At 54.8% G+C, this 26,098-nt stretch carries 28 protein-coding genes; 15 read left to right on the plus strand and 13 right to left on the minus strand.

Annotated elements, in window-relative coordinates; all coding sequences use genetic code 11:
- The first annotated feature begins 60 nt into the window (after nt 1-60).
- Nucleotides 61-426, plus strand: coding sequence for a nuclear transport factor 2 family protein (locus ETG88_RS05075; RefSeq protein ID WP_312153646.1), 366 nt, complete (start codon nt 61-63; stop codon nt 424-426).
- Nucleotides 427-466: 40 nt separating this feature from the next.
- On the opposite strand, the gene ETG88_RS05080 is transcribed toward ETG88_RS05075, so the two are convergent.
- The gene (locus tag ETG88_RS05080) at nt 467-1,069 is read right to left on the minus strand and encodes a helix-turn-helix domain-containing protein (RefSeq protein ID WP_129034836.1); all 603 of its coding nucleotides are present in this window, start codon (nt 1,067-1,069) and stop codon (nt 467-469) included.
- A gap of 43 nt (nt 1,070-1,112) precedes the next feature.
- On the opposite strand from ETG88_RS05080, the gene ETG88_RS05085 reads away from it, so the two are divergent.
- Together ETG88_RS05085 and ETG88_RS05090 are read left to right on the plus strand one after the other, a co-directional pair.
- Complete coding sequence (locus ETG88_RS05085; RefSeq protein WP_129034837.1) at nt 1,113-1,823, plus strand: B3/B4 domain-containing protein; 711 nt, start codon at nt 1,113-1,115, stop codon at nt 1,821-1,823.
- Between the two features lie 75 nt (nt 1,824-1,898).
- Nucleotides 1,899-2,243: a DUF1294 domain-containing protein gene (locus ETG88_RS05090; protein ID WP_129034838.1), complete on the plus strand. Its 345-nt coding sequence runs from the start codon at nt 1,899-1,901 to the stop codon at nt 2,241-2,243.
- Between the two features lie 10 nt (nt 2,244-2,253).
- Here ETG88_RS05090 and ETG88_RS05095 read toward each other — a convergent pair whose 3' ends face one another.
- Complete coding sequence (locus ETG88_RS05095; RefSeq protein WP_129034839.1) at nt 2,254-3,507, minus strand: MFS transporter; 1,254 nt, start codon at nt 3,505-3,507, stop codon at nt 2,254-2,256.
- A 121-nt stretch (nt 3,508-3,628) separates the two neighbouring features.
- Here ETG88_RS05095 and ETG88_RS05100 point away from each other — a divergent pair, with 121 nt between their 5' ends.
- From ETG88_RS05100 to bioD, 3 genes are all read left to right on the plus strand, one after another.
- Nucleotides 3,629-4,537: a LysR family transcriptional regulator gene (locus tag ETG88_RS05100; protein WP_100780287.1), complete on the plus strand. Its 909-nt coding sequence runs from the start codon at nt 3,629-3,631 to the stop codon at nt 4,535-4,537.
- 118 nt (nt 4,538-4,655) lie between these two features.
- Complete coding sequence (mlc, locus tag ETG88_RS05105) at nt 4,656-5,876, plus strand: sugar metabolism global transcriptional regulator Mlc (protein ID WP_129034840.1); 1,221 nt, start codon at nt 4,656-4,658, stop codon at nt 5,874-5,876.
- Nucleotides 5,877-6,007: 131 nt separating this feature from the next.
- Nucleotides 6,008-6,703 carry a dethiobiotin synthase gene (gene bioD / locus ETG88_RS05110; RefSeq protein ID WP_100780285.1) on the plus strand — a complete coding sequence of 232 codons (696 nt, stop codon included), beginning with the start codon at nt 6,008-6,010 and terminating at the stop codon, nt 6,701-6,703.
- 50 nt (nt 6,704-6,753) lie between these two features.
- On the opposite strand, the gene osmV is transcribed toward bioD, so the two are convergent.
- From osmV to ETG88_RS05145, 7 genes are all read right to left on the minus strand, one after another.
- On the minus strand, nt 6,754-7,902 hold the full coding sequence (gene osmV, locus ETG88_RS05115) for an osmoprotectant ABC transporter ATP-binding protein OsmV (protein WP_102103638.1): 1,149 nt from the start codon (nt 7,900-7,902) through the stop codon (nt 6,754-6,756).
- Nucleotides 7,902-8,549, minus strand: coding sequence for an osmoprotectant ABC transporter permease OsmW (gene osmW, locus ETG88_RS05120; protein WP_100780283.1), 648 nt, complete (start codon nt 8,547-8,549; stop codon nt 7,902-7,904). Before osmW ends, osmV begins: the two co-directional genes overlap by 1 nt.
- Nucleotides 8,550-8,558: 9 nt before the next feature.
- Nucleotides 8,559-9,458: an osmoprotectant ABC transporter substrate-binding protein OsmX gene (gene osmX, locus ETG88_RS05125; protein WP_102103640.1), complete on the minus strand. Its 900-nt coding sequence runs from the start codon at nt 9,456-9,458 to the stop codon at nt 8,559-8,561.
- An 18-nt stretch (nt 9,459-9,476) separates the two neighbouring features.
- Nucleotides 9,477-10,190: an osmoprotectant ABC transporter permease OsmY gene (osmY, locus tag ETG88_RS05130; RefSeq protein ID WP_100780281.1), complete on the minus strand. Its 714-nt coding sequence runs from the start codon at nt 10,188-10,190 to the stop codon at nt 9,477-9,479.
- A 284-nt stretch (nt 10,191-10,474) separates the two neighbouring features.
- Entirely contained in the window at nt 10,475-11,089 is a 615-nt protein-coding gene (gene dmsD / locus ETG88_RS05135) for a Tat proofreading chaperone DmsD (protein WP_129034841.1), read from the minus strand.
- Between the two features lie 12 nt (nt 11,090-11,101).
- Nucleotides 11,102-13,540, minus strand: coding sequence for a selenate/tellurate reductase subunit YnfE (gene ynfE, locus ETG88_RS05140; protein WP_129034842.1), 2,439 nt, complete (start codon nt 13,538-13,540; stop codon nt 11,102-11,104).
- Nucleotides 13,541-13,672: 132 nt separating this feature from the next.
- A complete protein-coding gene (locus ETG88_RS05145; RefSeq protein WP_100780278.1) occupies nt 13,673-13,978 on the minus strand; it encodes a DUF1161 domain-containing protein in 306 nt (101 codons plus the stop codon).
- A gap of 336 nt (nt 13,979-14,314) precedes the next feature.
- Between ETG88_RS05145 and ETG88_RS05150 the strand changes: the two genes are divergently transcribed.
- Together ETG88_RS05150 and ETG88_RS05155 are read left to right on the plus strand one after the other, a co-directional pair.
- On the plus strand, nt 14,315-15,346 hold the full coding sequence (locus tag ETG88_RS05150; protein ID WP_129034843.1) for a methyltransferase: 1,032 nt from the start codon (nt 14,315-14,317) through the stop codon (nt 15,344-15,346).
- A 108-nt stretch (nt 15,347-15,454) separates the two neighbouring features.
- A complete protein-coding gene (locus ETG88_RS05155; RefSeq protein WP_100780276.1) occupies nt 15,455-16,165 on the plus strand; it encodes a YnfC family lipoprotein in 711 nt (236 codons plus the stop codon).
- Between the two features lie 54 nt (nt 16,166-16,219).
- On the opposite strand, the gene speG is transcribed toward ETG88_RS05155, so the two are convergent.
- Nucleotides 16,220-16,780, minus strand: coding sequence for a spermidine N1-acetyltransferase (gene speG, locus ETG88_RS05160; protein WP_129034844.1), 561 nt, complete (start codon nt 16,778-16,780; stop codon nt 16,220-16,222).
- Between the two features lie 24 nt (nt 16,781-16,804).
- Nucleotides 16,805-17,143 (minus strand): DUF1283 family protein, encoded by a 339-nt coding sequence (locus ETG88_RS05165; protein WP_129034845.1) that lies wholly within the window; start codon nt 17,141-17,143, stop codon nt 16,805-16,807.
- 139 nt (nt 17,144-17,282) lie between these two features.
- Between ETG88_RS05165 and ETG88_RS05170 the strand changes: the two genes are divergently transcribed.
- The 6 genes from ETG88_RS05170 to ETG88_RS05195 all read left to right on the plus strand — a co-directional run bounded on the left by ETG88_RS05170 (nt 17,283) and on the right by ETG88_RS05195 (nt 24,335).
- The gene (locus tag ETG88_RS05170) at nt 17,283-17,609 is read left to right on the plus strand and encodes a YnfA family protein (protein ID WP_129034846.1); all 327 of its coding nucleotides are present in this window, start codon (nt 17,283-17,285) and stop codon (nt 17,607-17,609) included.
- A 111-nt stretch (nt 17,610-17,720) separates the two neighbouring features.
- Nucleotides 17,721-18,935: a starvation-sensing protein RspA gene (gene rspA / locus ETG88_RS05175; RefSeq protein ID WP_129034847.1), complete on the plus strand. Its 1,215-nt coding sequence runs from the start codon at nt 17,721-17,723 to the stop codon at nt 18,933-18,935.
- 19 nt (nt 18,936-18,954) lie between these two features.
- Complete coding sequence (locus tag ETG88_RS05180) at nt 18,955-20,238, plus strand: MFS transporter (RefSeq protein ID WP_129034848.1); 1,284 nt, start codon at nt 18,955-18,957, stop codon at nt 20,236-20,238.
- Nucleotides 20,239-20,288: 50 nt separating this feature from the next.
- On the plus strand, nt 20,289-21,308 hold the full coding sequence (locus tag ETG88_RS05185; RefSeq protein WP_129034849.1) for a Zn-dependent oxidoreductase: 1,020 nt from the start codon (nt 20,289-20,291) through the stop codon (nt 21,306-21,308).
- Between the two features lie 53 nt (nt 21,309-21,361).
- Nucleotides 21,362-22,732: an MFS transporter gene (locus ETG88_RS05190; RefSeq protein WP_129034850.1), complete on the plus strand. Its 1,371-nt coding sequence runs from the start codon at nt 21,362-21,364 to the stop codon at nt 22,730-22,732.
- A 139-nt stretch (nt 22,733-22,871) separates the two neighbouring features.
- Nucleotides 22,872-24,335: a mannitol dehydrogenase family protein gene (locus ETG88_RS05195; protein WP_129034851.1), complete on the plus strand. Its 1,464-nt coding sequence runs from the start codon at nt 22,872-22,874 to the stop codon at nt 24,333-24,335.
- A gap of 44 nt (nt 24,336-24,379) precedes the next feature.
- Here ETG88_RS05195 and ydfZ read toward each other — a convergent pair whose 3' ends face one another.
- Nucleotides 24,380-24,583, minus strand: coding sequence for a putative selenium delivery protein YdfZ (gene ydfZ / locus ETG88_RS05200; protein WP_100780267.1), 204 nt, complete (start codon nt 24,581-24,583; stop codon nt 24,380-24,382).
- Between the two features lie 287 nt (nt 24,584-24,870).
- Here ydfZ and ETG88_RS05205 point away from each other — a divergent pair, with 287 nt between their 5' ends.
- Complete coding sequence (locus tag ETG88_RS05205; RefSeq protein ID WP_100780266.1) at nt 24,871-25,302, plus strand: universal stress protein; 432 nt, start codon at nt 24,871-24,873, stop codon at nt 25,300-25,302.
- Between the two features lie 43 nt (nt 25,303-25,345).
- On the opposite strand, the gene ETG88_RS05210 is transcribed toward ETG88_RS05205, so the two are convergent.
- Nucleotides 25,346-26,032 carry a GntR family transcriptional regulator gene (locus ETG88_RS05210; RefSeq protein ID WP_129034852.1) on the minus strand — a complete coding sequence of 229 codons (687 nt, stop codon included), beginning with the start codon at nt 26,030-26,032 and terminating at the stop codon, nt 25,346-25,348.
- Between the last annotated feature and the right edge of the window lie 66 nt (nt 26,033-26,098).

The raw sequence follows: 26,098 nt of genomic DNA on the forward strand, positions 1-26,098 counted from the left end.
GGTTATCGCGTTCGTTATCTCTGGCTGCTTTAATACCAGGTGACAGGAGTTTCAACGAGGATGAACGCCATGCTGCTGGAAAAGCTGGAAGCACTTGAATGCACTCTTCATGGGATCAAACGGAACGACCTTGAATGGCTTGAGCACATACTTCATCCTGAGTTCAAGGAAATTACACGCTCGGGCGTCCTGGTGACTCGTGAGGAGACGATAGCGTCTCTTATGGGTGAAGAATGTGTCCCGGCCATTCTCAGCAACGACTTTCGGCTCATCAGCATTCGCGAGGATTTCGCCATCTTGCATTACAGGACGTTTCATCCGGATGGTAGTCGCGTTTCCCTTCGTTCATCGTGCTGGGCGCGTTCTGATAATGGGCAATGGAAGTTAGTTTTTCATCAGGGAACCCCGGAGCCGAAGAAAGTTTAGACGCGGAACAGTAAAGTCTGCTCTGTGCTAAGAGCAGCACTCAGGATGCTTTTTCATTTACTGTCATGATGAATGTGAGTGAACTTTTACCCCGGTTCTCATAGAAATGCGGGACGTCGGTTCTGGCCGTTGCTGAACAGCCGGTATTCACCGAATACAGGTGCTCCTGTACGCCAAGCGTAAGCGTCCCCTGTTGTACATAAAACAGTTCAAGCGTTCCCTGCGGGTGACCGGCTGAAGCAAATTTTTCCCCCGGCTGCATTTCCCACATCCATAGCTCGGTCATATCGGGGCCGCCAGAACCTGCGAGCAGTCGTGCTCTTCCCCCTTTTTCACCATTCCAAAGCTCAGGGATCTCATCTTCAGCAATAAGATGCACGGTCGGTTTGGAACTGACATCAACAAAATCCGCTACTGAAACGCCCATCGCAGCAGCCAGGCGGCATAGCAGGGCGATGCTGGGATTTGCCCTGCACCCCTCAATCTCAACCAGAGCGCCCTTACTGACGCCCGCCCGGCGGGACAGCTCATCGAGTGATATTTTCTTTTGCTTACGGTAAAGCTTAATCCGCTGCGATACGGCTTCGTTAACGGTATTCACAATCGAATTTGCATCGGTCATTAAATTGACTTTTTTGGTCATTGGTCATTATCATGGAGTAAATTGGTCATTACAGGATTATCACGTGTTCATTGTCTCTCCGTCAATTGCCCCAGAGGTTTATGGTATCGCCCCCGGTTTCCGGGCTCTGAGTATCTGTGTAGAGGCCGCCCCGGTACGTAACCCGTGTGTTGGTGAAATCGCTCTGCAAGCAGCCTGCGAAGCCGTTCTGGCTGGAACCCCTGCCTGGGCTGAAGCACATTTGACCGCGTGGGCAGAAGTGTTTCAGGGATTTGGTGCCAGGCCAAAACGCACGCCGTGCTCAGCTGATGCGCTGCGTAAACGCGTTCTTCGCGACGGCGCAATGCCCGCTCTTGATCCGGTCGTGGATCTCTATAACGCCGTCAGTCTGAAGTATGCCGTTCCGGTTGGGGGAGAAAATATCGCTGCCTATCAGGGGGCGCCACGGCTGGTTGTGGCAAAAGGCACAGAACCTTTTGATACCGTCAAAGAGGGTGAACCCGCAGTTGAATATCCTTCGCAGGGAGAAGTTATCTGGTGCGATGATGCCGGAGTGACCTGCCGCCGCTGGAACTGGCGACAGGGGATCAGAACTCGCCTGAGTGTGGACGCGCAGCAAATGTGGTTCATTCTGGAGAGTCTGCCGCAGATGCCCCTGGAGAAGCTTCATGAAGCCGGGAAGATGCTGACAGACGGTCTTGAAGAAATGATGCCGGGTGTAATGATTGACGTGGCTTTTATAGAAGATGCTAAACAGCCCGCTCCAGGTTTATGACATCCGTTTCGCCCTGACAGCGCGACCCCGTATAATGCCGCACAACTTACCGTAATAACGACCGTGACCGCGCCTATGAATCTCAATCGCTTCTGTTACTTGCTCCTCATCGTTTCAGCGATCGGAAGCACGTTTACCGCCCATCCCATTGTCAGCTGGCTCTTGCTCGCCAATGTGCTTACGCTGGTGATCTATGGCGTGGATAAAACGGCGGCGCGCAAGGGCTGGCGCAGAGTGCCGGAATCTACATTGCTGGTGTTTGGCCTTGTGGGAGGATGGACCGGCGCGATGGCGGGCCAACAACTCTTCCGCCATAAAACGCAAAAGCAGCCGTTCAAAACCAGGTTCATCATCAGTGTGATTGTGAATATCTCAGCGCTGGTGGCGGTGTACCAGCTTTCCCATTTCGCGCTCGTTTGAAGCATAACCGTCAGTGCAGACGTTTATGCAGGCTCGTACCCACCAGCAGCGCGGCGCACAGCATCAACGCAATAAATCCTCCGACACCATTCCAGCCATAGTTGTGCCAGAACACGCCGCCGAGAGTCCCGGCGATGCTGGAGCCCAGGTAGTAGCTAAACAGATAGAGTGATGACGCCTGGCCTTTGGCGCGACGGGCGCGCGGGCCGATCCAGCTGCTGGCGACGGAGTGCGCGGCGAAGAAACCAGCGGAGAAGAGCAGCATTCCGGCGAAAATGACCCACAGGGGAGAGAGCAGGGTCAGCAGCAGGCCCGCGAGCATTACCCCTGTTGAAACCAGCATCACCGGCCCTCGACCGAAGCGTGCGGTCATCGCGCCTGCTTTCGGCGAGCTCCAGGTCCCGGTGAGATAGGCCACGGAGAGCAGGCCGACAAAGGCCTGGCTCAGATGCCATGGCGAGAGCATCAGGCGATAACCGATATAGTTAAACAGGGTGACGAACGACCCCATCAGCAGGAAGCCCATCAGAAACAGACGCGGCAGACCCTGGTCGCGCCAGTGCAGGCGGAAGTTGATAAACAGCGTTTTTGGCCGCAGGGAAGTAGGGCGGAAATGGCGTGACGCCGGCAGGATACGCCAGAACATCAGCGCTGATGCCAGGGCAAAGCAGCCAATCACCGCAAGCGCGATGCGCCAGTTAAACAGATCCGTGAACACCCCGCTCAGCAGACGTCCGCTCATGCCGCCAATCGAGTTTCCGCTGATATACAACCCCATCGAGAAGGCGACAAAACTCGGGTGGATCTCTTCGCTGAGATAGGTCATTCCGACTGCCGCCACGCCGCTCAGGGACAGCCCAATCAGAGCGCGCATCACCAGAATCCCGTGCCAACTGGTCATCATTGTCGAAAGCAAAGTACACACCGACGCGAGCAGCAGCGCGGTCACCATCACCGGTTTGCGTCCGATAGCGTCGGAGAGCGGGCCGGTAAACAGCAATCCGACCGCCAGCATCCCGGTTGAGATCGACAGGGAAATGCTGCTGCTGGCGGGAGAGACGCCAAACTCATGAGAGAGAACCGGCAGGATCGGCTGCACGCAGTAGAGCAGGGCGAAGGTCGCAAGACCGGCGGAAAACAGCGCCAGCGTGACGCGCATAAATTGGGAAGTACCACGTTTGATAAACTGGTCCGGCGCGGGTGCTGCGGGTAAATCATCAATGTCGCTTGCCGGGGCGATATCAACGGTAGATGTACGACTCACACTCATTCCTTGCTTAAACATCCCCGTGATTTCTGGTGACGGGTATGACCACAAGATCAGAGTAGGAAATTGTAAATATTCTGTCTAATATATTAATAATCTCAAATGATACGTTAAAAATATGAATATCGAGCTGCGCCATTTACGCTACTTTATCGCGGTTGCTGAAGAACTCCATTTTGGCCGGGCGGCCGCGCGGCTGAACATCTCCCAGCCGCCCCTGAGCCAGCAGATCCAAATCCTTGAGCAGCAGGTTGGCGCACGTTTGCTGGCCCGCACCAACCGCAGCGTCAGCCTGACGGAGGCGGGAAGGCAGTTTCTGGCCGACAGCCGACAAATACTGAGTCTGGTCGATGACGCCGCCGCGCGCGCCGAACGTCTGCATCTGGGCGAAACGGGCGAATTGCGCATCGGATTTACCTCGTCGGCGCCGTTTATCAGCGCGGTGTCGGATACCCTGTCGTCGTTTCGCCGCCATTATCCCGATGTGCACATTCAGACGCGCGAGATCAATACGCGGGAGCAGATTGTCCCGTTGAATGAAGGTTCGCTGGATCTGGGGCTGATGCGCAACACCCATCTGCCCGATACCCTGGCCTGGGAAGTGATCCTGCGCGAGCCGCTGCTGGCGATGATTCCTCGCGATCACCCGCTGGCCGAACTGGACTCGGTAACGCTTGCCCAACTGGCGCAGGAACCCTTTGTCTTTTTCGACCCTCACGTCGGGACCGGGTTATACGACGACATTCTTGGCCTGATGCGCCGCTACGGGCAGGCGCCGGTGATCACCCAGGAGGTGGGCGAGGCGATGACGATAATCGGTTTAGTCGCGGCAGGGCTGGGGGTATCGATTCTTCCGGCGTCATTTAAACGTGTGCAGCTCAGCGAAATGCGCTGGGTGGCGATTGCCGAAGAGGATGCCGTCTCTGAGATGTGGCTGGTGTGGCCAAAACACCATGAACAGAGCCATGCGGCACAGCGTTTCAAAAACCAGCTGATTGCAGCCTCAAAGCGGCCAATAATGGCCTGAAAAAGGGCGAAAAATGTGCGGCAAATCACATGGCTAAGTTTAAATTTGACGATTGCCTGCGAAGTGCTTCACCATAGCCCAAAGTTTATTTCGAAGCGCGAAAATAAGGATGTAAGAGGTGGTTGCTGATAGTCAGCCAGGACATATTGATCAAATTAAGCAGACCAATGCGGGTGCGGTGTATCGCCTGATTGATCAGCTTGGCCCGGTCTCGCGTATCGATCTTTCCCGACTGGCGCAGTTGGCGCCAGCCAGTATTACCAAAATAGTGCGTGAAATGCTGGAAGCGCATCTGGTTCAGGAGACGGAAATCCAGGAGCCGGGCAGCCGTGGCCGTCCGGCGGTGGGGCTGGTGGTGGAAACCGAAGCCTGGCACTACCTGTCGATTCGCATCAGCCGCGCGGAAGTGATTCTCGCCCTGCGCGATCTGAGCAGTAAGCTGGTGGTCGAGGACCGTCTCGAACTGCCGCTCCAGTCAGAGCAAACCCTGCTTGAACGCATCATTGTCCATATCGATCAATTTTTTATTCGCCATCAGCAAAAGCTGGAGCGGTTGACGTCCATTGCGATCACCCTGCCGGGAATTATTGATACGGAAAATGGAATCGTCCATCGCATGCCGTTTTATGACGACGTCAAAGACATGCCGCTGGGTGAAGTGCTGGAGAATCACACCGGCGTACCGGTCTATATTCAGCATGACATCAGCGCCTGGACGATGGCCGAGGCGCTGTTTGGTGCCTCTCGCGGCGCGCGTGACGTGATTCAGGTGGTGATTGACCACAACGTAGGGGCGGGCGTGATTACCGATGGCCGCCTGTTGCATGCCGGGAGCAGCAGCCTGGTGGAAATTGGTCATACGCAGGTCGATCCCTACGGCAAGCGTTGCTACTGCGGCAACCACGGCTGCCTCGAAACCATCGCCAGCGTCGAAAGCGTGATGGAGCTGGCGCAGCTGCGTCTTAGCCAGTCGATGAGCTCATCGCTGCACGGCCAGCCGCTGACCGTCGAATCCCTGTGCGGCGCGGCGCGGCAGGGCGATCTGCTGGCGAAAGACATCATTACCGGTGTGGGCAATAACGTCGGGCGTATTCTGGCGATTATGGTGAATCTCTTTAATCCGCAAAAAATCCTGATTGGCTCGCCGCTGAATCAGGCCGCCGAGATCCTGTTCCCGGCGATTTCTGACTGCATTCGTCAGCAATCCCTTCCGGCCTACAGTAAAAATATGGTGGTCGAGAGCACGCAGTTTTCCAATCAAGGCACCATGGCCGGGGCCGCGCTGGTGAAAGATGCGATGTATAACGGTTCGCTATTGATCCGCCTGCTGCAGGGATAACTCTTTTTCGCTGATCTCATAAAAATTGCGCTATCTCAATCTGGACCGACGGCGCATACCTTAGACTCACTCCACTGAATTATTTACTTAGTTTATATTTTCAAAGCATATGCCCAAAGGTGGAGTGAGTGATGCTTAAGCGTTTCTTTGTAACGGGTACTGATACTTCTGTCGGTAAGACGGTGGTGTCCCGCGCTTTGCTGCAGGCCCTGGCGGCAGGCGGTAAGAGTGTGGCAGGTTATAAACCGGTCGCGAAAGGAAGTAAAGAGACGCCAGAAGGACTACGCAATAAAGATGCGCTGGTGCTGCAAAGTGTCTCAAGCCTTGAGCTGCCTTATCAGGCCATCAACCCGATCGCGCTGAGTGAAGACGAAAGTAGCGTCGCACACAGCGGTCTTATCAATTATTCCCTGTTGTCCAACGGGCTGGCGAACCTCAGCGATAGCGTCGATCACGTGGTGATCGAAGGCACCGGCGGCTGGCGCAGCCTGATGAACGATCTGCGTCCGTTATCGGAGTGGGTGGTGCAGGAACAATTGCCGGTGCTGATGGTTGTCGGTATTCAGGAAGGGTGCATTAACCACGCGTTGCTGACCGCGCAGGCCATTGCTAACGATGGTTTGCCGCTGATTGGCTGGGTCGCTAACCGCATCAACCCCGGTCTTGCCCATTACGCCGAAATCATCGACGTGTTGAGCAAAAAACTGCAGGGACCGCTGGTGGGTGAACTGCCGTATCTGCCCCGCGCTGAGCAGCGCGATCTGGCGCGTTACATCGATCTGTCGATGCTGGACAGCACCTTCTCCGTTGAGAAGGTCGTCGCGTAACACCGAAACCGGGCAGCAGTCCTGACTGCCCGGCTATTATCCGCAGTATTTTACGTGTCGCTGTGAATATTCAGCGCACGACGGGTTCGCCCTGAACTCAGATACTCCGCAATATAATCCTGCGAAATCTCACCGTTATAACGACCCTCTTCATCTACGATCGGCATCCAGCTGGTGTTGCTCTCATACAGACGCGACAGAACAACGCGCAGGTTGTCTTCCGCTTTGCCCGTCATTCGGAACGGATGCAGCATGTCTGCGCAAGAGCCAGTGGCGTGACGTGCTTCGCGGCGCTTCACAAAGCCCAGCGGTTTGCCGTTGCCATCCACCACGGTGATGGCGCGGATGTCGTTGTCATCCATGGTGGCAAACGCCTCCGGCAGGGGGGTGGATTCGCGCACGGTGATCGTTGGCTGTTGATCCGTAACGTCACCCGCCGATACCAGCAACAGGCGTTTCAGGGTGCGGTCCTGACCGACGAAAGAGCCAACAAATTCATTCGCCGGTTTTGCCAGCAGTTCATCGGGGCTGGCGCACTGCACGATACGGCCCTGACGGAACACGGCGATACGGTCACCGAGCTTCAGCGCTTCGTCAATATCGTGGCTGACCAGCATCACCGTCTTTTTCAGCTTGCGCTGCATCTCCAGGAACTGGTTCTGGATCACCTCACGGTTGATCGGGTCTACCGCACCGAAAGGTTCATCCATCAGCAGCACCGGAGGATCCGCCGCCAGGGCGCGAATCACGCCGATACGCTGCTGCTGGCCGCCGGACATTTCGCGCGGATAGCGGTTGAGGAATTTATGCGGGTCCATCGCCACCATATCCATCAGCTCTTCAGCACGCGCTTTGCTGCGCGCCTTATCCCAGCCCAGCATGCGCGGCACCACGGTGATGTTCTCTTCGATGGTCATGTTCGGGAACAGACCAATCTGCTGAATCACGTAACCGATATTGCGGCGCAGGGTGACGGTATCCATCTCGTTGGTATTTTCGCCGTTAATCAGAATAGTGCCGCTGCTCGGGGTAATCAGGCGGTTAATCATCTTCAGCGTGGTGGTTTTACCACATCCTGACGGCCCCAGCAGGACACACATTTCCCCTTCAGGAACGTTCAGGTTAACGTTGTCGACGGCTTTAAAGGTCTGGCCATTTTTCTGTGAAAATTGTTTGGTGAGGTTTTCCAGTTTTATCATTATCGAATCCCCTTCGGAGTCAGCACGACCTGCAGGCGATGGAGCAGCCAGTCGAGCACAATAGCTAAAAGACAAATCATTAAGGCACCGGCAATCAACATGCGAATGTCGCTCCCGCCGATACCGTTCAGCAACAGCAGCCCCAGACCACCCGCGCCAATCACGGCGGCGATAGCCATGACGCCGATATTCATCACCACGGCAGTACGAATGCCGCCGAAAATCACCGGCAGGGCCATCGGGATCTCCACCCAGCGCAGGCGCTGCCAGAAGGTCATGCCGATTCCGCGTCCGGCTTCACGCAGACCAGGCGGCAGGCTGTCGAGGGCGGTGTGGGTGTTACGCACAATCGGCAGCAGCGAGTAAAGGAATACAGCGGTAACGGCGGGCAGGGCGCCAATACCCTGACCGATCAGCGAAAAGAGCGGAATCATCAGGCCGAAAAGGGCAATCGACGGAATGGTCAGAACAATGGTCGCGATGCCCAGCACCGGCGTCGCCAGCCATTTATGGCGCACGATTAAAATGCCCAGCGGCACGCCGGTTACGATCGCCAGTCCGACGGCTAATGCCACCAGCCACAGGTGCTGAAAGGTGAGGGTTAATAAATAATCCCAGTTATCAATAATGTAGTGAATGGTCTCCATAGCGCCTCCTTACAGCAGCTGCTTGCTACGCAGGAAATCACGGGCGACCTGCTGCGGTGACTGATGGTCGATATCAACCTTTTTATTCAGCTCGGTGATAACGTCGTTATTAAGCTGGCCGGAAAGGGTGTTGAGCGCCTCTTCCAGACCAGGGTTGGCCGCGAGGGTGTCTTTGCGCACCACCGGCGTGACCGCATAGCTCGGGAAGAAGCCTTTATCATCTTCCAGCACTTTCAAATCGAAGCCTTTCACGCGCCCGTCAGTGGTGTAGATCAGGCCCGCATCGACAAAACCGTCGCGCACGGCGTTATACACAAGGCCGGGGTCCATCTGGCGGATTTGCGGACGGTCCAGTTCCATCTGATAGGCTTCCTGGAGCGGCTTCATGCCATCGCTGCGCCCGGCGAATTCCAGGTCTAAGCCCAGCAGCCAGTTGTTGTCCGGATCGGTTTTGCGGATCTGCTCAATTTTGGCCACCATCTCGGACATCGTATTGATGTGCTCGGCTTCGGCGCGTTTACGTTGCATGGCGAACGCGTAGGTGTTGTTCATGTCCGCCGGTTTAAGCCACACCAGGCCGTGTTTCGCGTCCAGGCGTTTCACCGTGTCGTAGGACTCCTGCGGCGACATGCGTTTGTTGATGTGGTTAAAGATAATCAGCGACGTCCCGGTGTACTCCCACGTCATATCAATCTGCTTGTTGATCATCGCATTCCGGGAAATGACCGTCGCGATATTGGTTTGCGGCTGAACCTGAAACCCTTTCTTTTGCAGATACTGTACGGTCATGGCAGATAAAATATGCTGCTCGGTAAAGCTCTTGGTAGCCAGAATCAGCGGTGCGGCCTGGGCCTGGCTGACCAACAGCGCGGCGGTAAACAGGGCCGCCAGGCGTGAAGACAGTCTCATACTTGCTCCTTGTTATTGTTATCGTGCGATATGTGGGCTCATCAGACGGCCCAGTGCAGCCAAAAGCGTATCCAGAATCAGCGCGAAGAGCGCCGTGGCCGCCGCACCCAGAATCAGGGTCGGGAAATCGTTCAGATAGATACCGGGGAAAATCAGCTCGCCGTAGCTGCTGGCACCGATCAGGAAGGCCAGCGGTGCAGTACCGACGTTAATCGCCGTGGCGATGCGGATGCCGGAGAGCATCACCGGCCAGGCGTTAGGGATCTCCACCTGACGCAGGCGCTGCCATTTGGTCATCCCGATACCGTTAGCGGCTTCGAGCAGTGAGGCGGGAACCGAGCACAATCCGGCATAGGTGTTACGCACAATCGGCAGCAGCGACGCCAGGAACAGGGCGATAATCGCCGGTTTGTCACCGATGCCGAGTACCACCATCGCCAGGGCCAGAACCGCCAGCGGTGGCAGGGTGTTGCCGACGTTAAAGATTTGCATCACGTATTCGGCGGTGCCACGCGCGGCCGGGCGGCTCAGTAATATTCCGCTCGGGATCCCGACTAACAGGGCAAAGAACATGGAAGAGAAAACTAAAATCAGGTGCTGCTGACCGAGATAGAGCAGGTCAACCTGGCGCGCTTTGATCGTATCCAGCCCAATTCCCCAGGCGAGGAGAGCGAGAACTGCAATAATCGCGCCGATGAAAAGCAGCGTACGTGTCAGTAATGATGAGTGCATTGCGGTGTGTCTCCCTGTGCGCATGCGTTATAGCAACCCATTGATTGCCTGTTGTTATGCCATGTTTCGGCAGGGGTACATGACCTATAGCAAGCGATTGGGAAGGGTTCCAGCGGCAGAGAAAATCAGTTCGGGGAAGATGGCAATGTAAACAGGGTGTTACGCCTTATGGAGTAAGGCCTCAGGGGATGCGGGCAGAATAGTCCTAAAGGTAAAACTTAAGAAGTGACACCGTCACAAATAAGGGGTTTCGCACGGCAGGTAAGTGCCATGCGAAGAGACAATTAGCGATACAACGGTTTGTCGGCGACCGGGATTAACAGGGAGGATTGCCAACTGGCCAGCGTCTGGCGGGCAAGCTGAGCAAGGCCGACGTAAAACGGATGACCTGCTTCTTCAATGAACACCGTCAAAAAGCGCTGGCTCCACGGCAGCAAATGCCATGCCAGGAGTTGATCGCGCTCGGCGTCGCGTCCATTTTCGGCAAGCCAGGCGGCCAGCATCAGCAGCGTGCCGAAATGGTCTTCCGGCTCGTTTTGCTGTACCTCGAAAGCGATGGCGTTTTCCCGCATCCACTTGCGCAGGGCCAGCGTCGAATCGCCAAACAGCACCGATTCACGATCGAGCCACACGGAACCCCATGGCGGCGCAGGCAACGCCCACGGGCCGATGAACAGACGCTGCCAGGCATCCGCCAGCGGCTCGTCGGTGGTGGTGCGCAAGGTCTCAGCGATGGGCCGTAAATCGTCCTGCGTCAGCGGCCAGTCCAGGTGCCAGTCGCTGGTGGTCAGCGCTGACACCAGCGGAGCGGCCTGCTCGCTGTCGGGTGAGAAATAAAACAAGGCTCCCAACACCCGGGCACTCAGTGCGAAAGATTCGCGCGGTAACACTTCATTCATAACAACGTTCCTTTAAACCTTCTCGATCTGCACCAGGTTGGTGTGCTGCGGGTTGCCTTTCGCCAGCGGCGACGGGCGGTGTGTGGTCAGGGTGTTGATGCACGAACCGTGATCGACACGATCACCGCTCATATTCGCATCGTGCCATGCGCCCTGGCCCATCGCGCTGACGCCAGGCATGATGCGCGGCGTCACTTTTACCGGAATACGCACCTCGCCACGGGCGTTAAACACCCGCACCAGATCGCCATTTTTAATGCCGCGCTGATCGGCATCGACCGGGTTAAGCCACACTTCCTGACGGCAGGCGGCCTGTAAGATATCAATATTGCCATAGCTGGAGTGGGTGCGAGCCTTAAAGTGGAAACCAAACAACTGCAGCGGGAACTTGCTGCGCTCCGGAGCGTCCCAGCCGTCAAAGGTTGAGGCGTACACCGGCAACGGACTGATAGTTTCATCTTTTTCCAGCTCCCAGCTGCTGGCAATTTTCGCCAGCTGGCTGGAGTAGATCTCAATTTTGCCCGACGGCGTTTTCAGCGGATTGGCCTGCGGGTCGTCGCGGAATTGCTTGTACGCCACAAAGTGGCCGTTCGGATCTTTGCGCTTATAAATGCCCATCTCTTTGAGGGCGTCGTAGGAGGGCAGCTGTGGATCTTTCTCAAGCATTTTCGCGTACAGCAATTTTAGCCACTCTTCCTGCGTACGCCCTTCGGTGAACTGCTGATAGACATCCGGTCCCAGGCGCTTCGCCACTTCGCTCATGATCCAGTAGATCGGTTTACGTTCAAATTTCGGCGCGGTGACGGGCTGGAGGAAAATCAGATAGCCCATGTTACCCGCGTAGTCGTTAGGAATAATATCTTCCTGTTCGACGGTCATCAGATCGGGCAGCAGAATATCGGCGTATTTCGCCGACGAGGTCATAAAGTTATCGATCACCACAATGGTTTCGCACAGGCTTTCGTCCTGCAAAATATCGTGGGTTTTGTTGATATCCGAATGCTGGTTGGTGATGGTGTTACCGGCATAGTTCCAGATGAATTTAATCGGCACATCCAGCTTATCTTTGCCGCGCACACCGTCGCGGGTGGCGGTCATTTCCGGGCCACGCACAATGGCATCGGTCCAGCTGAAGCAGGAGATCTGGGTTTTGACCGGGTTATCCGGGAGCGGCATCCGCTCAATGGTGATGGTGTAGGTGGATTCACGGGCACCGCTGTTACCGCCGTTGATCCCCACATTGCCGGTCAGAATGGGCAGCATGGCGATGGCGCGGGATGTCAGTTCGCCATTGGCCTGACGCTGTGGTCCCCATCCCTGGCAGATATATGCCGGTTTCGTGCTGCCAATTTCACGGGCGAGTTTGATGATTCTGTCGGCGGGAATACCGGTGATGCGTGACGCCCATTGCGGCGTTTTGGCCGTACCGTCTTCGCCCTGGCCGAGAATATAGGCTTTGTAGTGGCCGTTTGCGGGCGCATCGGCGGGCAGCGTTTTTTCGTCGTAGCCGACGCAATAGGTGTCGAGGAAGGGCTGATCGACCAGGTTTTCGTCGATTAACACCCAGGCGATACCCGCGACCAGCGCGGCGTCGGTGCCTGGGCGGATCGGAATCCACTCATCTTCGCGTCCTGCGGCGGTATCGGTATAGCGCGGATCGATGACGATCATGCGCGCATTTGAGCGTTCACGCGCCTGTTCCAGAAAATAGGTGATCCCGCCTCCGCTCATACGCGTTTCCGCCGGATTGTTGCCAAACATCACCACCAGTTTGGTGTTTTCGATATCCGAGGTGCTGTTGCCGTCGTTGGAGCCGTAGGTGTAAGGCATGGCGCAGGCGATTTGCGCGGTGCTGTAGGTGCCGTAGTGGCTGAGAAATCCGCCGTAGCAGTTCATCAGTCGCGCCACCAGCGAGGCATACGGCGAGGAGCGGGTAATGTTGCCGCCGACGATACCGGAGGAGTAGTTGATATACACGGCTTCGTTGCCGTATTTCTCCACCACGCCTTTCAGACTGCGGGTGATCGTATCAAGGGCTTCATCCCAGCTGATACGCTCAAACTTGCCTTCACCGCGCTTGCCGACGCGTTTCATTGGATAGTTAAGACGGTCGGGATGGTTGATTCTGCGGCGGATCGAGCGGCCACGCAAACAGGCGCGCACCTGATGATTGCCGTAGATATCCTCGCCGGTGTTGTCGGTTTCAACCCAGTAAACTTCGTCGTCGCGGACGTGTAGTCGCAGGGCGCAGCGGCTGCCACAGTTCACTGAACAGGCGCCCCAGACCACTTTATCCGCGGCAGGCTGTACCGCCTGTTGTACGGCAGCAGCGGCACTTTTCAGGCCGAAGGGTAGTGAAATCCCTCCGGCAGCGAGCGCCAGAGAGCCAATTGCAGTGGATTTAACGAGAGTTCGACGGCTGATCCCGCCGTGATGTTCGATATCGGACATGACTCACTCCATCTTTGTCATTGCGTAGGGTTTTACCCGCGATAAGAACCGGGTAATGATGGAGTGAGTTTTACCTATTCAGGGGTAATAAACATTAATCCTTATCAAGCTAAGGGAATTCCCGCAGATAAATTACTGCGGTTCGTTCGGCGCATTGTCTTGCGTCCCCGCGCCACCCGCAGGTGCGCTGCTGCTGCCGGTACGGGTGTAGAGAATTTTAAAGGTATCGTTCGCGCAATGTCCCACCACCTGCGCATCCGCCTGGTCGGCCTGATCGTTTGGCACAATGTTCAGGCTAAAACCGGATTCAGGCACGCCGTTATTGATAATGCGTTGCTGAATATCACTTTTCACGCGCTCGCACGAGTCGGGGGCAGCCAGAACAGCAGGGGAAATGCCTGCTAACAGCAGCGCGGTAATCCAGGGTAACCGTTTCATGTGTGGCTCCTTCTCTCTGTGTGTAAGTCTTATTTTAGCAGGCATAATGTAAATAGTTGTATTGCCGCGAAATTTTCTGAAAAATCCGAGAGCGAATTAAATTCTGGTTAAGTGCACGTTGTGATTATTTAAGCGAGCGATGAGTAGCCTTCTAATAAATCCATTCGTTGGCCATATTCCTGTACATTATTTATTTGAATGTGGATTTTAATTTCCAGCGTCGTCAATGAAAATAAAATTGAGCGAGTGGCTTATTTAATTATGCCCGTTAGGCTTATTGGCTGACGTTTCATTTTAATTCTGTACTTTTAAATTTTACGGAACAGGAGAAATAAAATGTTAAGCCAAAAAAGTTTGACGGAAAAAGAGCGTCAGGATGGAATGTATGTGTTAGAGCAGTGCATGGGATTTGTCTGGCAGGCTGCCCTGCGTACCGCTGCGTTATTACGGGTTGCGGATCATCTTAAAGACGAAGATAAAACCGCAGAGCAGCTCGCGCACGAGCTAAATGTCGATGCCGGGTATCTGTATCGGGTTATGCGAACCCTGGCCTCTCGCGAAGTGTTTAGCATGACTGAAGATGGCCTGTTTACCCTGACCCCCGCCGCACAGTTTTTGCGGTCTGACACCCCTTACTCCTTGCGCGAAGCCGTGCTGATGTTAACGGATAAAACCCTCTGGCAGCCCGCCGGGGAGATGACGGATATCGTAAAAGGCAGGCCGGTCTTTAACGAATTATTTGGCATGCCGTTTTATGAGTACTGGGGAACGAAAAAAACACCGTCAGGCGACGACGGTTTTCATGCCGGGATGGCCTCGATGTCGAGCGTCGAAAACGACATGCTGGCCGATAATTATCATTTCCCGGAAAATGCCACGGTGGTTGATATAGCCGGTGGGCTGGGGAATCTTTTATTGACGGTTTTGCGGCGTAATCCCACTCTGCACGGTATTTTATTTGATCGCGATAACGTGGTTAGCGAAAACAGTTTGCATTTATTAGGCAATACATCCCGCTGGGAAACCATAGCAGGGAGTTTTTTTGAAGCCTGCCCGGTGGCGGATATTTATATGCTGAAATATATTTTGATGGACTGGCCAGATGAAAAAGCCAGTCAGATATTACATACCTGTCGTAAAGCGATGAAAGCCAGTTCCCGCTTAATAATTCTGGAGCCGCTGATCAAAGAGCAAGATAACGAGCAGGGAAGGTATGAAATTGATCTTCTCTTGCTGTCGGGTTTCGACGGCGGACGTGCTCGCACCGAGAAAGAGTATGCAGACTTGTTAGGTCACGCCGGGCTGAAGATAAACCGGGTGATCCACACACCGTCCTATTTATCCATTGTGGAGGCGGTACCGGCCTGACGAGTCGCCGGGCTCACAAATGTCATCATTGCTGCTGTGTTTCGCTAAAAAGTAACCCTCTGTATTTGCTAATATGTGAGGTAATAATGTTCACGCATCGGTGAGAATGTGAAGAAACTAGCAGTAATGATTGCGCTGACAGGCGTGCTGGCGGGGTGTGATAACGCCTCCGCGCCGCTGTCGTTTACGCCGGAGATGGCCAGCTTTTCGAACGAATTTGATTTTGATCCCCTGCGCGGGCCGGTAAAAGACTTCACCCAGACGCTGTTCAATGAGAAAGGGGAAGTGAGTAAACGCGTCACAGGATCGCTCTCGCAGGAGGGGTGTTTCGATACCCTGGAGTTGCACGATCTGGACGCGAACACCGGCGTGGCGCTGGTGCTGGACGCCAATTTTTATCTGGATGCAGAAACCCAGCAGCAAAAAATCAAGCTGCAGGGAAAATGCCAGCTGGCTGAGCTGCCCTCGGCGGGCGTGACATGGGATACAGACGATAACGGATTTATCGTCACGGCACACGGGAAGGCGATGGAAGTGAAGTACCGCTACGACGCTGACGGCTATCCGCTGGGTAAAACCACAGTGTCTGGCGATCAGCATCTGTCGGTGTCGGCCACCCCGTCGAACGATAAGCGCAAAAAACTCGATTACTCTGCGGTCAGCCTGCTTAACGACAAACCGCTTGGGTCGGTGAAACAGAGCTGTGATTACGATCGCCACAATAACCCGGTAAGTTGCGAGTTACATATTGTGGATGACAGCGTGAAACCGGCGGTGGCGCACAAGTACACCATTAAAAACAGTATTGAATATTACTGACTGGCAGGCGTTTAAGCCGGGTGGGGCGAAGCCGCTACCCGGCGTAAAAACGCGTCACTGTGCGGTGGGTTTCAGAAGCTGGCTTCCGGTCGCTCTGTGTTCTGCCAGGTAGCGATCCTGGAAAATACACATGCGAATGGTGTTGCGGTACTCGCCGTTGATAAAGAACTCATGAATCAGTTCGCCTTCAACCATAAACCCGAGTTTACGGTAAATATGGATGGCTTTTTCATTCTCTTTATCGACGATCAGATACAGCTTATACAGGTTGAGCACCGTAAATCCGTAATCCATCGCCAGTTTCGCCGCCCGGGTGGCAAGGCCTTTCCCCTGGTATTCCGGCGAAATAATGATCTGAAACTCCGCCCGGCGGTGGACGTGGTTAATCTCAACCAGTTCGACCAGACCGGCTTTTTCTCCGTTGCACTCGACAACGAAACGGCGCTCGCTCTGGTCGTGAATATGTTTATCGTACAGATCCGACAGCTCAACAAACGCCTCGTAAGGCTCTTCGAACCAGTAACGCATGACGCTGGCGTTATTATCGAGCTGGTGAACGAAGCGCAAATCCTCGCGCTCCAGCGGTCTGAGTTTTACCGTTAACGGGCTGGCCATAATCATCCTTTCTGGCTGTCGAAATTAAGGCGCGACCGAACGACCGGTACGACGATCCAGGCAGCGCAGGGTATTCGGTTCCCAGTAAGCATTCACGTTCGCGCTTTGCTGGCATTTATCACGCATATCAAAAGCGACATCATCTTTGTCCCACTCTTTTTCAACGCGTTTATTAACTTTATGGCGAAGACTGCGGGTGTCATTCCATTGTTCTTTATCCATTGCGGCATTCTGACGGCTCTGCGCGCTGTCACCCGACTCAATGATCAGTTTGCTGGTGTTGGCGGAGGCGGGGGCCGTAAAGGCGAACGCCGTCAGGGAGAGCATGGCCGCCAGACAGAAGCGTTTGCGTAATGTACTCATTGCATGTTCCTTGTAGTGGGTTTACCCAGGGTCAATTCTACACCAATCTGAAAAGGTGGCATACCCACGCGGCAGGCAGGGTAATGGTCGCGTCATTATCGCGTATCATGGTTAAACCTATTCTCACTCACTCGTCAAAATGATTAAAACAACCTTACTTTTCTTTGCGACCGCGCTGTGCGAAATCCTCGGCTGCTTCCTGCCGTACCTGTGGCTGAAACGTGGGGCATCGGTATTGCTATTACTTCCGGCGGGGATCGCGCTGGCGCTGTTTGTCTGGCTATTGACGTTACACCCGGCGGCCAGCGGGCGCGTTTATGCCGCTTACGGCGGTGTTTATGTCTGCACGGCGCTTGTCTGGCTGCGGGTGGTCGATGGCGTGAAGCTCAGCGCCTACGACTGGGCAGGCGCGCTGATTGCACTGTGTGGGATGTTGATCATCGTGGCAGGCTGGGGGCGCACATAAGCGCCTTTGTTTTGTGATCTGTGGAAGATTTTTTGATCACTATACTTGTATGGTAGTTGCGTAATTAAGTAAGTTCCTTGCATCACACTGAGCGATGTAAGGAACTGGATCATGAAAATTGTCGGGGCCGAAGTCTTTGTCACCTGCCCGGGTCGTAATTTTGTCACCCTTAAAATCACCACGGACGACGGGATCGTCGGCCTGGGTGATGCCACCTTAAATGGACGCGAGCTTTCTGTTGCCTCCTATCTGAAAGATCACCTTTGCCCGCAGCTGATTGGCCGCGATGCGCACCGCATCGAAGATATCTGGCAGTTCTTCTATAAAGGTGCCTACTGGCGGCGCGGGCCAGTCACCATGTCGGCGATTTCCGCTGTCGATATGGCCCTTTGGGATATCAAAGCTAAAGTCGCCGGTATGCCGCTATATCAGCTGCTGGGCGGTGCATCGCGCGAAGGTGTCATGGTTTATTGCCACACTACCGGGCACACCATCGATGATGTGCTGGAAGATTACGCGCGTCACAAAGAGATGGGTTTCAAAGCGATCCGCGTGCAGTGCGGCGTTCCGGGCATGAAAACCACCTACGGCATGGCGAAAGGGAAAGGGCTGGCCTACGAACCGGCGACCAAGGGCGACTGGCCTGAAGAGCAGCTGTGGTCCACGGAAAAATACCTCGATTTCACCCCTAAACTGTTCGACGCCGTGCGTAACCAGTTCGGCTTTAACGAGCATCTTCTGCATGACATGCATCACCGCCTGACCCCCATTGAGGCGGCCCGTTTTGGCAAGAGCATCGAACAGTACCGCATGTTCTGGATGGAAGATCCGACGCCCGCCGAAAACCAGGAGTGCTTCCGCCTTATCCGCCAGCACACGGTCACACCGATTGCCGTCGGGGAGGTGTTCAACAGTATCTGGGACTGCAAACAGCTGATCGAAGAGCAGCTGATCGATTACATCCGCACCACCATCACCCACGCGGGCGGGATCACCGGGATGCGCCGGATTGCCGATTTCGCCTCGCTTTATCAGGTGCGCACCGGCTCGCACGGCCCGTCGGATCTGTCGCCGATTTGCCACGCCGCCGCGCTGCATTTCGACCTGTGGGTGCCAAACTTTGGCGTTCAGGAGTACATGGGCTATTCCGAGCAAATGCTGGAGGTCTTCCCGCACAGCTGGAGCTTCGATAACGGCTATATGCATCCGGGCGATAAGCCGGGTCTCGGCATTGAGTTTGATGAAAAACTGGCCGCGAAATATCCGTACGACCCGGCGTATCTGCCGGTCGCCCGCCTGGAAGATGGCACCTTGTGGAACTGGTAAATTGAGATCGGGAGTCCGTATGACAACTGAAACTATCAGTACAGAAAGTTTAACCAAGCCTGCGCGGATTAAAAAAATCCAGACCCTCACTCTGGTGCTGTTATTCCTGGCAGGGATTGTCAATTTTCTGGACCGCTCCTCACTGAGCGTGGCTGGTGAAGCCATTCGCGGTGACATGGGGCTGTCGGCAACAGAATTTGGCTTTTTGCTTTCCGCATTTTCACTTTCGTACGGACTGGCGCAACTGCCTTCCGGCATATTGCTCGATCGCTACGGGCCACGACTGGTGTTAGGCGCAGGCGTGATCTTCTGGTCATTGATGCAGGCTCTGACGGGCATGGTGAACTCCTTTAGCCATTTTATCCTGCTGCGCATTGGCTTAGGGATTGGCGAAGCGCCCTTTATGCCTGCCGGGGTGAAATCCATCACTGACTGGTATGTGCAAAAAGAGCGGGGGACCGCGCTGGGGATTTTTAACTCATCCACCGTCCTGGGCCAGGCCATTGCGCCACCGATCCTGGTGACAATGCAAATCCTCTGGGGCTGGCGGGCCATGTTCGTGATCATTGGTCTGCTGGGGGTGATAGTCGGCGTCTGCTGGTACGCCTGGTATCGCAACCGCGCGCAGTTTGCTTTCCAGCCGGAAGAACGTGAATACCTTTCCGCGCCGGTAAAACCGCGCCCAACGTTACGCTTTAGCGAATGGAGTGCGTTATTCAAACGCCGCACCACCTGGGGAATGATTTTAGGGTTCTCTGGCGTGAACTACACCGGCTGGTTGTATATCGCCTGGCTGCCCGGCTATCTGCAGGCACAGCAGGGCTTTAGCCTGGCAAAGACCGGCTGGGTCTCGGCGATCCCGTTCCTGGCGGCAGCCGTCGGGATGTGGGTCAACGGACTGGTGGTCGATGCACTTGCCAAAAAAGGCTATGACCTCGCCAAAACGCGCAAAACGGCGATTGTGGTGGGGTTGATCCTGTCGGCTTTAGGCACTCTGCTGGTCGTGCAATCGTCGTCCCCGGCGGAAGCCGTCACCTTTATTTCGTTAGCCCTGTTTTGCGTCCACTTTGCCGGAACCTCCGCGTGGGGCCTGGTACAGGTGATGGTCGCTGAAAGCAAAGTCGCCTCCGTTGCCGCCATCCAGAACTTCGGCAGCTTTGTTTTTGCCTCGTTCGCGCCAGTCGTGACCGGCTGGATCGTCGATAAAACGCATTCCTTTAATCTCGCCCTGGTTGTCGCGGCCTGCGTCACCTTTGTTGGGGCGATGTGTTATCTCTTTATTGTTAAACACAGGATTGATTAATTTCTTAATAACAACGCGTTATGTAAGAAAGGGATCGATCAGGAGCAACCATGAAAAGCATCGTTATTCAAAAACCGAATGAGCTGTTGATCGAAGAGCGTCCGTTGCCCGTTCCGGCACCGGGCGAAGTCCGCGTCAAAATCACCTTAGCCGGGATTTGCGGCTCCGACAGCCATATTTATCGCGGTCACAATCCGTTTGCGAAATACCCGCGTGTCATTGGCCACGAATTCTTTGGCGTGATTGACGCAGTCGGAGAGGGCGTGGAAAAAGCGCGTCTCGGGCAGCGCGTGTCCGTGGATCCGGTAATTAGCTGCGGAGAGTGCTGGCCTTGCTCAGTCGGCAAACCGAATGTCTGCACGTCGCTGGTGGTTTTGGGTGTGCATCGTGACGGCGGGTTCAGCGAATATGCCGTGGTTCCGGCGAAAAATGCGTGGACCATCCCGGATGCCATTTCCGATCGCCACGCGGTGATGGTGGAGCCTTTCACCATTGCGGCCAACGTCACCGGGCACGCTCAGCCGACGGACAAAGACATCGCGCTGATTTACGGTGCCGGTCCGATGGGGCTGGTGACCGTTCAGGCGCTCAAAGGCGTCTATAACGTGAAACAGGTTATCGTCGTCGATCGCATCGATGAACGGCTTGAGATGGCTAAACGCAGCGGTGCGGACTGGGTGTTCAACAACGCGGAACAGTCTCTGCAGGCGGCGCTGGATGAGAAGGGGATAAAACCAACGTTAATCATCGATGCCGCCTGTCACCCGACAATATTGCAGGAGGCGGTTACCCTAGCGTCACCGGGCGGTCGCATCGTGCTGATGGGCTTCTCCAGCGACCCGAGCCAGGTAACTCAGCAGGGTATTACCGGCAAAGAGCTGTCGATATTCTCATCTCGTCTGAATGCCAACAAATTCCCGGTGGTCATCGACTGGCTGGAAAAGGGGCTGATCGACCCGGAAAAACTGATTACCCACACTTTTGACTATCACCACGTGACAGACGCCATCGAACTGTTTGAGAAAGACCAGCGGCAGTGCTGCAAAGTCTTGCTGACGTTCGGCCAATAACAACAAACGCGGTTAAGTGGTACGCATCTTACCTACATTCAGAGATAGCCATTATGACTCAGACACAACCTCAAAGAACGACGTCGGATCTGGTGAAAGCGGCGGTGTCCGGCTGGCTTGGCACCGCGCTGGAATTCATGGATTTCCAGCTCTATTCGCTGGGTGCGGCGCTGGTCTTTCATGAAATATTCTTCCCGGAGCAATCCGCTGCGATGGCGTTGATTCTGGCGATGGGGACCTACGGCGCGGGCTATATCGCGCGCATCGTCGGGGCGTTTATCTTCGGCAAAATGGGCGACCGGATCGGGCGTAAAAAGGTGCTGTTTATCACCATCACCATGATGGGGATCTGTACCACGCTGATTGGCGTTCTGCCAACCTACGCGCAGATCGGGATTTTTGCACCGGTTCTGCTGGTGACGCTGCGTATTATCCAGGGGCTGGGTGCCGGGGCGGAAATTTCGGGTGCGGGGACAATGCTTGCGGAATACGCGCCGAAAGGGAAACGCGGGATTATCTCATCGCTGGTCGCAATGGGGACCAACTGCGGGACCTTAAGCGCCACGGCGATATGGGCGGTAATGTTCTTTGCCCTTGACCGTGAAGAGCTGGTCGCCTGGGGCTGGCGCGTACCTTTCCTTGCCAGCGTCGTGGTGATGATCTTCGCCATCTGGCTGCGAATGAACCTCAAAGAAAGCCCGGTGTTTGAGAAGGTCAACGATGAGAGCAGCCCAGTGGTGACGGCAGAAGAGACCTCTCTGGGGGCGATGTTTAAAAGCAAATCCTTTTGGCTGGCAACCGGCCTGCGCTTTGGTCAGGCGGGGAACTCCGGCCTGATTCAGACGTTCCTCGCGGGCTATCTGGTGCAGACGCTGCTGTTTAATAAAAGCATTCCGACCGACGCGCTGATGATCAGCTCAATTCTCGGGTTTATCACGATCCCGCTGCTGGGCTGGCTCTCCGATAAGGTCGGGCGTCGTCTGCCGTACATTCTGCTCAATATTTCCGCCATTATTCTGGCCTACCCGATGCTGTCGATTATCGTCGATAAAAGCTACAGCCCAGGGGTGATCATGCTGTCGATCATCATCATCCATAACTTTGCGGTGCTGGGGCTGTTTGCGCTGGAAAACATCACCATGGCGGAGATGTTTGGCTCGCGTAACCGTTTTACGCGGATGGCGATTTCGAAAGAGGCCGGTGGTCTGGTGGCGGTCGGTTTCGGCCCGGTGCTGGCGGGGATTTTCTGCAACATGACCGGCTCATGGTGGCCGATTGTGGCGATGATGGTGGTCTACTCCCTGATTGGGCTGGTATCTGCTTTCCTGATGCCGGAAGTGCGCGATCGCGATCTGAGCCTCGCGGAAGATGCCGCCGAAAAATCGGGTTCGGCATTGCCTCTCGGGCACACGGTGAATCAGTAACCTGATGGGGCGGGAGCGTGATCCCGCCTTTTCTTCTCTTCTTGTATGGTAGTTGATGAAAATCAAAGATGTCATACCAATTGCGTGAGATGGTCTACCTCCTCAGATTCGACGACCTCTCACCTAAATGAGCCTTCTCATGAATAATAAATTGTTGAATGCCAAAGCGACACTTCCTGCTTATGACCGTAACACACTGGTACCACGTATCGTGCACCTGGGTTTCGGTGCGTTTCACCGCGCCCATCAGGCCGTTTACACCGATATCCTGGCGGCTGAGCACCATAGCGACTGGGGCTACACCGAAGTCAACCTGATTGGCGGCGAACAGCAGATTGCCGATCTCAAAGCCCAGGATAATCTCTACACCGTAGCGGAAATGTCCGCCGATGCCTGGACCGCTCGCGTCGTCGGTGTGGTGAAAAACGCGCTTCACGCGCAGGTAGATAGTCTGGAAACCGTGCTGGCTGCCATGTGCGAGCCGCAGGTGGCGATTGTTTCGCTCACTATCACCGAAAAAGGCTACTGCCACGCGCCTGCGACCGGGCAACTGATGCTCGATCACCCGCTGATTGCCGCCGATCTGCAAAACCCGCAGCAGCCAAAATCCGCGCCGGGCGTGGTGGTCGAAGCGCTGGCACGCCGCAAAGCTGCGGGTTTACCGGCGTTCAGCGTGATGTCCTGCGACAATATGCCGGAAAACGGCCATGTGATGCGTAACGTCACCTGTGCGTATGCGCGTACTGTTAACGCTGAGTTGGCAGACTGGATTGAAGCAAATGTAACGTTCCCATCGACGATGGTCGATCGCATTGTTCCGGCCGTGACGGCAGAGACGCTGGATAAAATCGAGCAGATTACCGGCGTTCGCGATCCGGCTGGCGTGGCCTGTGAACCTTTCCGTCAGTGGGTAGTTGAAGACAACTTTGTCGCCGGGCGCCCTGAGTGGGAAAAAGCAGGCGCAGAGCTGGTGGCTGATGTGATTCCGTTCGAAGAGATGAAACTGCGTATGCTCAACGGCAGCCACTCTTTCCTTGCCTATCTCGGCTATCTGGCGGGCTACCAGCACATCAACGACTGTATGAAAGACGAAAACTATCGCCGTGCAGCCCATGCGTTGATGCTCAACGAACAGGCACCGACTCTGAAGGTAAAAGGGGTCGACCTGGCACGCTACGCTGACCTGCTGATTGCGCGCTACAGTAACCCGGCGCTGCGTCACCGCACCTGGCAAATCGCGATGGACGGCAGTCAGAAGTTACCGCAGCGTATGCTCGATTCCGTGCGCTGGCATCTGGCGCATCAGCAGAGCTTCCCGCTGCTGGCGCTGGGCGTGGCAGGCTGGATGCGTTATGTCGGTGGTGTGGATGAAAGCGGAAACGCGATTGAAGTCTGCGATCCCTTGCTGACAACGATTCAGGCTGCGGTGAAGGGCAGTGCCGAAGGCGAAAGCCGCGTGAAAGCGCTGCTGGGAATTGAGGCGATTTTCGGCAATGAACTGCCGCTGGAAGCGCGTTTTGTGGATGCGGTAATGCACGCATATAAAATGTTGCTGGAGCAGGGCGCGAAGGCCACCGTGGCGCAGACTGTCTCTCAGAAATAATCACGACTCATGCCGCCGCGTGCGGCGGCATGTCATTGCACCTGTTAGTGCATTCCCAGACGAATCAGTTCAATCGGTTCGAACTTGCCTTCACAACCTTCCACTTCTACCGTTTTGTTGCGGCGTACCTGGGTCGCATCCAGCCCCTCGGCGTGAATTGCGCGGATAACCCCAATATGGCCAGTGCCGTTAATCATTACACGGCTGCCAGTGGTAATAGCGTTGCGGTTGCGGTCGTAAGTCATCATGGTTATTTCTCCTCTTCTCAACACATCACGGCGATATACAGTTCCAGCCGCTGACGGGAGAATATAAATACGCCTCTTGCGGCAACATTTTTTTGTTTTTGATCAAGGTCACACTTTTTTGTCTGCATTTTATCCGCATAGCCCCGCTCAGACGTAAATTGACAAAACGGACAATTGTTTTCGTTTATTGATAGTTCCCTCAGTGAATGGTTTATCCTTCGTTTCAAATAGGCATGTCACTCTGAAGACAGATAAGTAATTATTTTTATTTGGATAAGGAAGGGCTTATGTACAAGAAAATATTGATGCCTGTGGACGTATTTGAAATGAATCTGAGCGATAAAGCAGTACGCCACGCCGAGTTCCTGGCGAAGGCGGATAACGCCACCATCACGCTGCTGAACATCTTGCCCATCAGCAGCCGCTCGTTGCTGCGCGGCTTTAACTCTGACATCAAAAAATTTGAGGCTTATATGGTCAGCGAGTCAGAGAAAAAGATGAATGAATTAAAACGTTTGTTTGATATCGCGCCGGAGAATATTCACACCGAAGTACGTTTTGGCAATGTTCGCGATGAGATCATCAGTATGAGCAATAAAGACGATTATGAGGTGATTGTTATCGGCTCTAAGACGCCCGGTTTATCCAGCCATCTGCTTGGCTCGAACGCGGAATCTGTTATTCGCTACGCCAAAATACCGGTATTAGTGGTACGTTAAATCGTATGCCGCATCCCGGAATTTACGCGGGATGCGGTTTTCATTAATCTTCCGTAAACCAGTCGCTGTTTTCCTGGCGAATAAGCTGAACCGACTCGCCAATTTCCTGCAAATGCACGGTCATCGCTTTGACGATGGCGTCTCCGTCGCGTTTTTCTAGCGCGGCAAAAATATCGTGATGCTGACGCAGCAGCATTTCCGGCGGGGAGACGTGATTGAGACTCATATAGCGCACGCGGTCCATCGTCGCTTTAATATTTTCAATGGTATCCCACGCCAGCTGACAGTCGGCAATTTGCGCCAGCTTCTGGTGAAATTCATCGTCAAGCTGGAAAAAATCATTGATCTGCGTGCGTTCAATCGCAATGCGCTGCTGGTGGAGGTTTTGTTCCAGAAGATAGCACTGATGCTCGTCGACCAGCGATGCCGCCCGACGCACAACCGCGCACTCAATCGCCTGACGGACGAAACAGCCATTGCGCACCTGCGAGAGGGAAATCTTATTGACGTAGCTACCGCGCTGCGGGCGAATCTGAATCAACCCGTTTTCCGCAAGCTTAATAAAAGCTTCGCGAACCGGCTGGCGCGACACGTCAAAACGCACCGATACCTCTTTTTCAGAGAGTGGAGTGCCAGGCGGAATCAGACAATGGACGATATCTCGTCGCAAAATGCGGTAGATTTGCTGATTAACAGGTTGGGTAGGATTAAGTTGCGATTCGGCGGCCATTGGATGTGGTTTCTCAGAGAGTTAACGCTTCAATACTACCATTCTTTTGCCGCGCATCCCATACCC

This window comes from Lelliottia nimipressuralis, assembly GCF_004115925.1.
GTDB lineage: Bacteria > Pseudomonadota > Gammaproteobacteria > Enterobacterales > Enterobacteriaceae > Enterobacter > Enterobacter nimipressuralis.